This is a genomic window from Peribacillus sp. YIM B13482, assembly GCF_042787975.1.
GTDB lineage: Bacteria > Bacillota > Bacilli > Bacillales > DSM-1321 > Peribacillus > Peribacillus simplex_A.
On sequence record NZ_JBHZPF010000088.1, the window covers coordinates 1 to 10,007 of the forward strand.

At 37.9% G+C, this 10,007-nt stretch carries 7 protein-coding genes; 5 read left to right on the forward strand and 2 right to left on the reverse strand.

The genetic code is table 11. The features are described from left to right. Nucleotides 1–696 precede the first annotated feature (696 nt). The 5 genes from ACFX4L_RS23915 (at nucleotide 697) to ACFX4L_RS23935 (ending at nucleotide 8,008) form a co-directional block, all read left to right on the forward strand. Nucleotides 697–1,068 carry a MerR family transcriptional regulator gene (locus ACFX4L_RS23915; protein ID WP_377387278.1) on the forward strand — a complete coding sequence of 124 codons (372 nt, stop codon included), beginning with the start codon at nucleotides 697–699 and terminating at the stop codon, nucleotides 1,066–1,068. A gap of 197 nt (nucleotides 1,069–1,265) precedes the next feature. Continuing rightward, complete coding sequence (locus tag ACFX4L_RS23920; RefSeq protein ID WP_089363940.1) at nucleotides 1,266–2,564, forward strand: hemolysin family protein; 1,299 nt, start codon at nucleotides 1,266–1,268, stop codon at nucleotides 2,562–2,564. Nucleotides 2,565–2,910: 346 nt separating this feature from the next. Then, a complete protein-coding gene (locus tag ACFX4L_RS23925; protein WP_377387272.1) occupies nucleotides 2,911–5,715 on the forward strand; it encodes a response regulator in 2,805 nt (934 codons plus the stop codon). Nucleotides 5,716–5,747: 32 nt separating this feature from the next. After that, the gene (locus tag ACFX4L_RS23930; protein ID WP_377387269.1) at nucleotides 5,748–6,581 is read left to right on the forward strand and encodes a CheR family methyltransferase; all 834 of its coding nucleotides are present in this window, start codon (nucleotides 5,748–5,750) and stop codon (nucleotides 6,579–6,581) included. Between the two features lie 284 nt (nucleotides 6,582–6,865). Continuing rightward, on the forward strand, nucleotides 6,866–8,008 hold the full coding sequence (locus tag ACFX4L_RS23935; protein ID WP_377387266.1) for a PP2C family protein-serine/threonine phosphatase: 1,143 nt from the start codon (nucleotides 6,866–6,868) through the stop codon (nucleotides 8,006–8,008). 102 nt (nucleotides 8,009–8,110) lie between these two features. Here ACFX4L_RS23935 and ACFX4L_RS23940 read toward each other — a convergent pair whose 3' ends face one another. Together ACFX4L_RS23940 and ACFX4L_RS23945 are read right to left on the reverse strand one after the other, a co-directional pair. After that, nucleotides 8,111–8,281 (reverse strand): CsbD family protein, encoded by a 171-nt coding sequence (locus ACFX4L_RS23940; RefSeq protein WP_081108663.1) that lies wholly within the window; start codon nucleotides 8,279–8,281, stop codon nucleotides 8,111–8,113. A gap of 78 nt (nucleotides 8,282–8,359) precedes the next feature. Then, nucleotides 8,360–9,118 (reverse strand): alpha/beta hydrolase, encoded by a 759-nt coding sequence (locus tag ACFX4L_RS23945; protein ID WP_377406441.1) that lies wholly within the window; start codon nucleotides 9,116–9,118, stop codon nucleotides 8,360–8,362. Nucleotides 9,119–10,007: the final 889 nt, after the last annotated feature.

The window sequence follows — 10,007 nt, forward strand, 5'->3', positions numbered from 1 at the left end:
TCAGGCAAAAATTCAAAGGGAATCTCAAAAAGGGGTTCGGAATTTTTTAATTCCGAACCCCTTTTGTCTACAAACTGTGGGACTGACGTATGTCAGTCCCATTTTTAAAGAGAAGGCCTAAAAGTCCCGCTGCCAAAGGAATCACCAAAAGCCATATGTATCACTTGTGAAGTGAGATGCTTATAAAATAAGTGATACAAATGAAAAATCACCCTATAGTTTATAATAATTTTAATATAGTATTGATTATCATTATTGAGGTAGTATAATAGGTATAACAAGCAGTTAAAGCGAGGAGGACAGTTTAAATGGTAGCAAAAGTCTGTGAAACATGCGGAAAACCAATAAAAAGGCTAAAGCATTCTTCCCTATGCCAATGCGGTCCTAAGATATTGAGCAATCAATTTTCAGTTAAAACAAAAAAATAGAATCCATGGCTTAAATCATAAATTAAACCGATTATTCAATTAATCGGTTTTTGTTTATCCATGAAGGGTAAAAATGTGAATAAAACAATATTTATCCTTTTATCTAATTAAAAATATTTTTCATTTCAATAAAAATAATGTACGATTAGAGGATAGAATAAAACGTCATGGCGGAAAAGACATATGTTCAGATTGTCTAAACCATCACGTTACGGTTTGGAGGGGTTATATTGGGAACGAGACATTAAAAATTGGCGAGTTGGCGGAAATGGCGAATGTTACAAAACGAACCGTTGATTATTATACGAACTTAGGCCTGCTTAAAGCAGAGCGTTCCGCCTCTAATTACCGCTATTATTCGGTAGGTGAACTTGAAAGGCTCCGCAGTATCGAGGGATATAAAAGAAAGAACCTTTCATTGGAAGACATAAAAGATATATTTAAACAGGAAAAGGAATTCGCATCAGCAATTGAGGAAACAGGTCTTCAACTGAAAAATAAAATGGATGGCCTGAACGAAGAACTTCAAGAAGTCATCAGCTTGATTAAAAAAGACGAAAAAAATGAGCTTCTTCTAAAAAAACAGATTTCCCATGAAAGCATGGCCTTGATCCAATCATTACTAGTGTTGCTGGTATGATTAAAATTTATTCCCTATTATTTTGTGTGCAAAGGTGCATATTAACGATATAGGCTAAATGGTTTTGGTTCATGTTAAGGCGAAAATCGCTTTTTGAAACGAATAAACCCATTTATACAGGAGGTGCTTGGGATTAAACCGTGTATGTCTAATCCAAATGTTAGAAGGATAGGCACTTCATGGTGAACCCGCACATATTGGAGATTTTTATAAAATTATTAGCAGTAGCTGTACTAATAGCATTAACCGCATTTTTCGTTGCATCGGAATTTGCAATCGTGAAAGTCAGAAGTTCCCGAATCAATCAGTTGATTGAAGAAGGGCATAGAAATGCACTTGCGGCTAAGAAAGTGACGACCCATATTGATGAGTACTTATCTGCCTGTCAGTTGGGGATTACAGTAACTGCCTTAGGTTTGGGGGTCTTGGGTGAACCGACAGTTGAGGCGATTTTAAGACCATTGTTCAATAAATGGGGATTAGAGGAATCGGTAAGTCATATCATTTCTTTCGTAATCGCATTCGGTTCTGTAACATTCCTTCATGTTGTAGTGGGGGAACTGGCACCAAAAACAGTTGCGATCCAAAAGGCAGAAGAGGTAACCTTGCTTTTTTCAAAGCCGTTAATTCTCTTTTACCGGATTTTGTACCCATTTATTTGGTTACTGAATGGTTCTGCCCGTCTCCTAACTGGCATATTCGGATTAAAGCCTGCTTCTGAGTCCGAAATGGCCCACTCTGAAGAAGAACTGCGCATCATTTTATCGGAAAGCTATAAAAGCGGTGAGATCAACCAGTCGGAATACAAATATGTAAACCAGATATTTGAATTTGATGAGCGTATTGCGAATGAGATCATGGTTCCGCGTACGGAAATGACCGTTATCGAAAAGGGCATGCCTTTATTGGAAGTTGTTGAACTTATTCAAGAAGAACAATACACAAGGTACCCAGTCATAGACGGTGATAAAGATAATGTCGTGGGAATGGTCAATATCAAGAGACTTTATACAGCGACGATTACAGAGGAAAATGTAACAGAGCTGACGGTGGATTCCTTTGTAACACCTGTCATCCGTGTTCTTGAAACGATCGCCATTCATGATCTGCTGCTGAAAATGCAGAAGGAACGGATTCATATGGCGGTCTTGACTGATGAATATGGCGGAACTGCCGGCCTTGTTACAGTTGAAGACATCCTTGAAGAAATCGTTGGGGAAATACAGGATGAATTTGACCAGGATGAACGTCCGCTTATTCAAAAAATTAATGAAGGACATTATGTTTTCGATGCAAAAACATTGGTTGAAGACGTCAATGATACCCTTGCAATCGATTTGCCAGAGGAAGATATCGATACATTGGGCGGATGGTTCCTGACAGGCCGATTTGAGATTGCGGTCGGGGATAGAATTGAATATGCCGGATATGAATTTACTGTAAAGGAAATGGCCGACCACCATGTTTTATATGTGGAAGTGAAGAAAATTCAATAACAGATTCGCAACAAGAGCCGAAGGTGAAAACTTTCGGCTTTTATTATGAGTAAATACGGATTTAAAAACTGTCCTCGGTTCGGACAATGGCCTTTTGGTTATAACAATGGAAAAGATAGACTGCCACTTAATTGGAAAAAGGAATGCATTTAAAAAAACTCTGCAGGTAACCATTTTAGCTATGGAAATGTTAAAATGGAGTCTGAGCAATGAATCTATCTATCATTTAGTAAATTAAAAGCATATAAAGAAAATTCCTAGTGATCCAAATGATAGTAATAAGATGTATTTTGCAATGCCGTTTATTTCTGGCTGATTATAAATTTGTATGAAGGTGGGCGGGAAAATGGGTTTTAGGAAGAAGCAAATGTTGGGATTCGGTTTAATCTTACTTTTCTTGGCTATTTTACTTTCTTTCATGATGTTCATGCTTAACAATCTAAAGAGTAGCATGACGGAAATAGTTGAAAATCGCTACGAAAAGGTTCAAGCTTCGATGGAAATCCGTCAGCTGTTTTCTAGGTCGGACCGTGAGATTTTGTTTGCAGCTAATGATGCAAATAAAGAAGAAAGAGCAGAGAGCCTTGAAATCATCAATGAGAATCATAGTTTGATTGAATCAAAAATTGCAGGGTTATCAGGCAGTTTACAGAGGGTGAAAGCAAAACAATTATTGAAAGAGTTTGAAACTCAATATGCTTCTTACTCCATAACTGAGGCTGAGATCATCCAAAAGATAAAATCGGGAAACTCTTCGGATGATCTTTCAAACTTGATGGACGATCAAAGGGAAAAACGAAAGAAAGTCATCAGTACGATGGATGAATTTAAGGATTACCAAGAAGGTGTCATGAAAGATACCTTAAGTAATTCGAAACAAACTTATGAAGATATGATCGGTTTTGTGATTTTTGCGGTCATTCTCAGCATTTTGGTTATTTCCGTAACAGTTGTTTGGATGATTCGCAGTACATCGAAAGATCTGCAATCCATTACGAAAGTCATCAAAAATATCGATTTTAAAAATTTATCGGTCGTACCTAGAATTCCGGTTCGAACTACTGATGAAATTGGTGATATAGCGAGATCGTTCAATGATATGGCTGAATCGCTTGAAGTTTATAATCGAAAAGAGAAAGATTTCACTGATAAGATCAGTGAACAGAACTGGATCCAGACCCGTGTTGCAGATATAGCTACCATGTATCAGCGCATTGTTGAGGTGGAAGTTCTAGCTGACCGATTCATTACGAGACTTGCACCGATGATGGGAGCTTCAATTGGAGCTTTTTACCTCAAGCGGGGTGAGGGTGAGGATATGCGTTTTGTTAAGCTTGCCAGCTTTGCAGGAGATGGTGAAGACTCAGGCAGACGTGAATTCCGTATGGGCGAAGGTTTGATCGGACAATGCGCCCTTGAAAAGAAATCGAAAGTCATTGACGATATTCCTGAAGATTTCCACTTGGTTACAACGGGATTAGGGGAAGTCAATCCGAAAAGCATTGTCATTGCGCCAGTGGTTTTTGAGGATGAAGTTGTGGCGATGGTTGAATTGGCAAGCTTGGAGGCCTTTACGAAGTTGCAAAAACATTTCCTGAACCAGGTTCTTGATACTCTAGGCATTACGATTAATAATGTAGAGGGCCGGATGGAAATAGAGCGTTTATTGCAAGAATCACAGGCACAAACCGAAGAGTTACAGGCTCAATCGGAAGAATTACAATCACAGTCAGAGGAAATGCAAGCCCAATCAGAGGAACTGCAAACACAGGCTGAAGAGTTGCGGATGATTAATGAACAATTAGAAGAGAGAAACCGTGAAACGGAAGAAAAATCAAAAGAGCTTCAAGTCGCAAAACAAAACCTTGAAAAACAAGCCGAAGAATTAAAGTTAAGTTCAAAATATAAATCGGAGTTCATGGCAAATATGTCCCATGAATTGCGGACACCGCTCAATAGTATTCTGATTTTATCAGAAATGCTTTCCGATCCAAATGATAGTAAATTAACTGAAGAGCAACAGGAATTCGCTCGTGTCATTAACTCATCAGGGCAAGACTTATTAACGTTGATCAATGACATTTTGGATTTATCAAAAGTTGAAGTCGGAAAGCTCGAAGTGGTCTTTGATGAAATGAATATGAGTGAACTTCCTGAGTTATTGCACCGTAACTTCGATCATGTAGCCAAGAAAAAGAACATTGACTTTATAATAGAAAAAGATAAAAATGTTCCGGATATTTTCTTTACGGATGAACAACGCTTCCAGCAAATTTTGAAAAACCTGTTGTCCAATGCATTTAAATTCACAGAAAAAGGTTATGTGTCAGTCCAAATCAAAAAAGCTGATGAAGAAAATGTAGCACAATGGATACAGACAAAAGGAGCTAGCAATTGGGTTGAAATTAAGGTGAAGGATACGGGTATCGGAATTTCAAAAGAGAAGCAAAAACTTATCTTTGAAGCGTTCCAGCAAGGTGATGGAGCTACAATGAGAAAATATGGCGGTACAGGACTTGGGCTATCGATTTGCCGGGAGTTTGCCAAACTCCTAGGAGGCTGGGTGATTGTAGATAGTGAAGAAGGGCAAGGCAGTACCTTCACCCTCTTTATTCCAAGCATGCCAGAGGGCTTCAAAAATGTTGGCGAAGCAATAGCGGCTTCTCCAGAAGTGGCAGCTGCTGCTAACCACGATGAGCCTGCGGCACCTTTTGGCGATCAGGGAGAACCGGATGCAGGTATGATGGATGAAGAAGATCGGGATAAGGCCAAACCATTCTGCAATAAAACAGTACTTGTCGTCGATGATGACCACCGAAATATATTTGCACTGAAAAATGCCCTGAAGCATGAGGGGATGGAAATCCTTACAGCTGAAAACGGCTACGAATGTTTGGAACTCCTTGAAAAAGGTAACGATATAGATGTAATATTGATGGATATCATGATGCCAGGCATGGACGGTTACGAAACGATGACCAGAATTCGCGAGCAAAGTAAGTTCGAGAATCTTCCAATCATCGCGCTAACGGCCAAAGCGATGAAAGGCGATAGGGAAAAATGCCTGAAGGCTGGCGCTTCCGATTATGTCAGCAAGCCATTAAAATTAGATCAGCTGTTATCCGTTCTAAGAGTATGGCTGACTAATTAATTGATTGATAGTATGGGTAAGGAAGGTTTTGCATGAAGGATACTTTAACGATTGAAGAAAGAGAAGATATAGAAATCGAATTATTGTTAGAGGCCATTTATTCCGTTTCCGGCTTTGACTTTCGCAAGTATATGCGTTCTTCAATTAAAAGAAGAGTTGAAAATAGAATGAGACTGGATCATATTCGCAGGATTAGCGGAATGATAGAAATGGTTTTATATGAAAAAGGCTATGTCGAGAAGCTTTTGAAGGATTTTTCAATAAATGTTACAGAAATGTTTCGCGATCCGGAATTCTTTAAAGCTTTTCGTTTGAATATCGTTCCGCTTTTGAAAAACCTTCCCGAAATCAGAATATGGCATGCTGGTTGTTCGACCGGTGAAGAAGCCTTTTCCATGGCGATCATCCTCAAGGAAGAAGGACTTTATGATAAGGCAAGGATTTATGCCACTGATATGAATGATGAAGTCCTCAGTCATGCGGAAAAAGGAATATTACCATTAAATAGAATGCAGTCTTATACAAAAAACTATCTGCATGCTGGCGGTAACCGAGAATTTTCGGAGTATTACACAACCGATTATCAAAATGCCTACCTTGATTCGAGTCTCCTTAAAAACATTGTGTTTTTCCAGCATAATTTAGTTACTGATGGTTCGTTCAATGAATTTCATATCATAATGTGCCGGAATGTGATGATTTACTTTACCGGTGAATTACAGACCTATGTTAATCAGTTGTTTTATGACAGTCTTTGTAAAGACGGTTTCCTTGCAGTTGGCAGTAAGGAAACACTTCATACATCATCCTTTTCGGAAGATTATGAGGACTTTGACTCAAAGGAACGGATTTATCGGAAATTGTAAAAAGAAAGAGTACGCATATTTGCGTACTCTTTCTTTTAATTTATAGGGATATACTATATTTTCCGCTTTTTTTGCATTTCTATGTTTATGGTGTCGGAAGAAGGGGTATAAACAATGAGTTGGTCTTCATTTTATATTCGTTGTCGTGCTTTATTATTATTAAAAGAGACTGAACTTCGTTATAATATAATGGGAAAATAATTGTTATGGGAGCTTTATTAAACTGATCCATATTATAAAGATAAATGTTACCGCTCGATATAAGCCAAAAGGGGAATGAAAGAATGACGATTCTAATCGTAGATGATAACCAGGTTAACCTTTTCGTTATAGAGAAAATTCTAAAGCGAGCTGGCTATACGGACTTTCTATCATTAACTTCAGCTGTTGAGATGTTTGAATATTTACAGGTGGATAGTCCGCAACCTAAAGAGACTTCAGTTGATATCATTCTGCTTGATATTATGATGCCGGAGATCGATGGGATAGAGGCATGCAGGAGGCTTCAAAGTATTCCTCACCTTAAAGATATACCGGTTATTTTTGTGACCGCTCTTGAAGATTCAAACAAGGTGGCCGAGGCACTTGATGTGGGCGGTATTGATTATATAATGAAGCCTATCAATAAAATAGATTTACTTGCGAGAATTCGCGTGGGTTTAAGACTTAAATATGAAAAAGATTGGCATAAAATGCAGGATGAAAAAATTCGCAACGAATTGGATCTCTCCATGCAGGTTCAAAGCAGTTTATTAAGTGAGCCCATTAGAAATGACCACTTAACTATAAGAGCATCATACTTACCTGCGAATAAATTGGCAGGGGATATGTACTATTGGCACCGTATTGATGAAAATCGGTATGGGATCATCCTGTTGGATATGATGGGGCATGGCATTTCAGCCTCACTTGTGTGTATGTTCATTTCTTCAGTTTTGAGAGATGCCATCAGGACACATACTGATCCAGTGGCAGTCATAAACGAAATGAATCGCTGGATGAGTACCCTTAATAAAGAGGACAACCTAGTACATTATTATTTTACCGCGATTTATTTGCTCATTGATACAGAGCAAAAGACAGTGGAATATGTGAATGCTGGACATCCTCCAGGCTTTGCTTTAATAGATGATGGAAAAGTGGCATCCCTTTCAAAAGGGACATGTCCAGTTGGTTTCTTTACCGAGATGAAGATAGAAAAATCCATCATTCATTATGAAGAGAAGATTCAGCTTATGCTATTTACGGATGGAGTCATGGAAGCTATTGATCGGGAAGGGACAGAAGGGCTCAGCCAAATAAAAGAAGCGGTCTCGATGAGATGGTTAGATTGTAAAGAAACTCCCCCTATTGATTTTTTGATGCCTCCGAAAATGCAGCAAGATCAACCGGATGATATGTGTGTTGTAGTTATTCAAGCAAATTAAAGAAGGAAGAGGTGGCAGATTATCTGCCGCCTCTTCTCTATATAAGGGGGGGCAAGAATGTTCGTTAAGAGTATTGAGTGAATAATGTACCCATCTATTGCTTCAACGGTTATTTTTCAATTTACTAATGTTATCCTGTAAATTGCCTTTTAATTTATCGACTTTACCTTCTGCTTGTAAGTGAGGATCATTTTTCGCGTTTCCGACCTGGTCTTTCGTTTCACCTTTAACCTTATTTACAGTACTTTTTACTTTGTCTGATAAACCGCTCATTATGTTACCTCCTTTTTCTTTATATACTTTATATACCCATGAAGTGTATGGGTAAACCCAATTTATAGTGAAAGGAGGTTAAGAAGCGATTGTTGCCCTTTTATTTTGCTTTTGAATGAATTGACATGACCGTTGAATGATATGATCTTTATCATAATCCAACGAGGCCACATGATATGAATTTTCAAGGGGCACCATTTCCTTATCACTGGACATGACAGTTTCGTAAATCTGATAGGAACATAGGTCTGGTACAACGTGATCTTCTGGAGAATGGAAGAGGAGTATTGGGCACGTAATGTTTTTAAGTAGTTGACTGGTATGTTCCATTATATCGAGCAATTGATTAATCGCTTTTGACGGAACTTGGTCATATGTGACTTCTTTGGTCGTATCATCTTTTATGTCTGGTTTGCCTTCAGGAATGAAGCGTGGAACCAATTGGTTACGGTATATTTCATATTCAGGAACTTGAAGAGCGGCATTGATGGTTAGAATCCCGTCACAAGCCACTTTTGTAGCTAAATCCAGGACAAGAGCTCCTCCCATTGATTGGCCAATAGCGAATACTTTGGTGCAGGTTCGCTTTAACTTTGCATAGGCCATTTCAACATCTTGTATCCATTCTTGATAATGGCTCGTTTCCATTTCACCTTCATTCGTTCCGTGGCCCGCCAATCTGGGAGCGAAGACAGTAAAGCCTTTGGCAGCGAATTTTTCACCTAAATACCTTACGCTTTGTGGTGTTCCATTAAAACCATGGCAAATAAGGATACCGATAGAATTGCCGGGTAAGAAAAAAGATTCCGCACCTGGTATTACCATTGCTGCTTTCATATTCCCATCTCCTTTTAGCTATATAGTTATGTTTAATTAAAAGTTAGCTTGAAAAGTATAAAATTAACTATTCCGATTATCTTACTTGGTTATATATTAACATGATGGAAATTGTGAAGTCAATTTGGTTATATTCCACACTCCATTATTCATTAGATTTAGATGTCATTCATAAAAAAGATATACAGGAGTTTATTAGGCTATTATATGTAGTATGGATGTTTACAGAGGAGTTCTGAGTTTTTTTGCCGATAACCCTATCTGTTCTTTGCAAAACTTTTCCTCTGAGGAGAAAGACGGACAGGTATACTGGCAAGACATTCAAGAATTAGGGAAAAAACAATGAATATTCGAGGGGATAGGGGGTAGTCAATTTAATTAAACAGCTGAAGGAGCTCTTTTTTACACTTTGCATCCCTGCAGAATGATAATATACAATCCACAAAGTAATTATGTATGGTTACATTTCTTTCTATTTATATAAGTACTGTCATGGAATTGTTTAAACTTTAGAAGCTAATAGACTGTGCACTCAAACAAATATAATAATATAGAGAAAAAGCGTTGACTTTAAGGTGAAATAGGATTAATATAAATAAGCACCAACTAAGACAAACGAAAAACTTCATCCGCTTTTGGCAGATTGCTAGAAGAAAATAATAACTATTGACTTCTTACTATGAAAATGATAAGATGAAATGGTCGCTGAAAAACACAGCGATTTAAAATAAGTTAAAAACTTCGCAGAAGTTGACAACTAATCAATAAAGTGTTATGATGAATAAACAAGCCGTTCGAAAGAACGATTGTGAAAATTGCTCTTTGAAAACTGAACAAAACAAAGCGCCAACGTTAAATTTTAAGTGAGCACACACTATTAAAAAAGCAA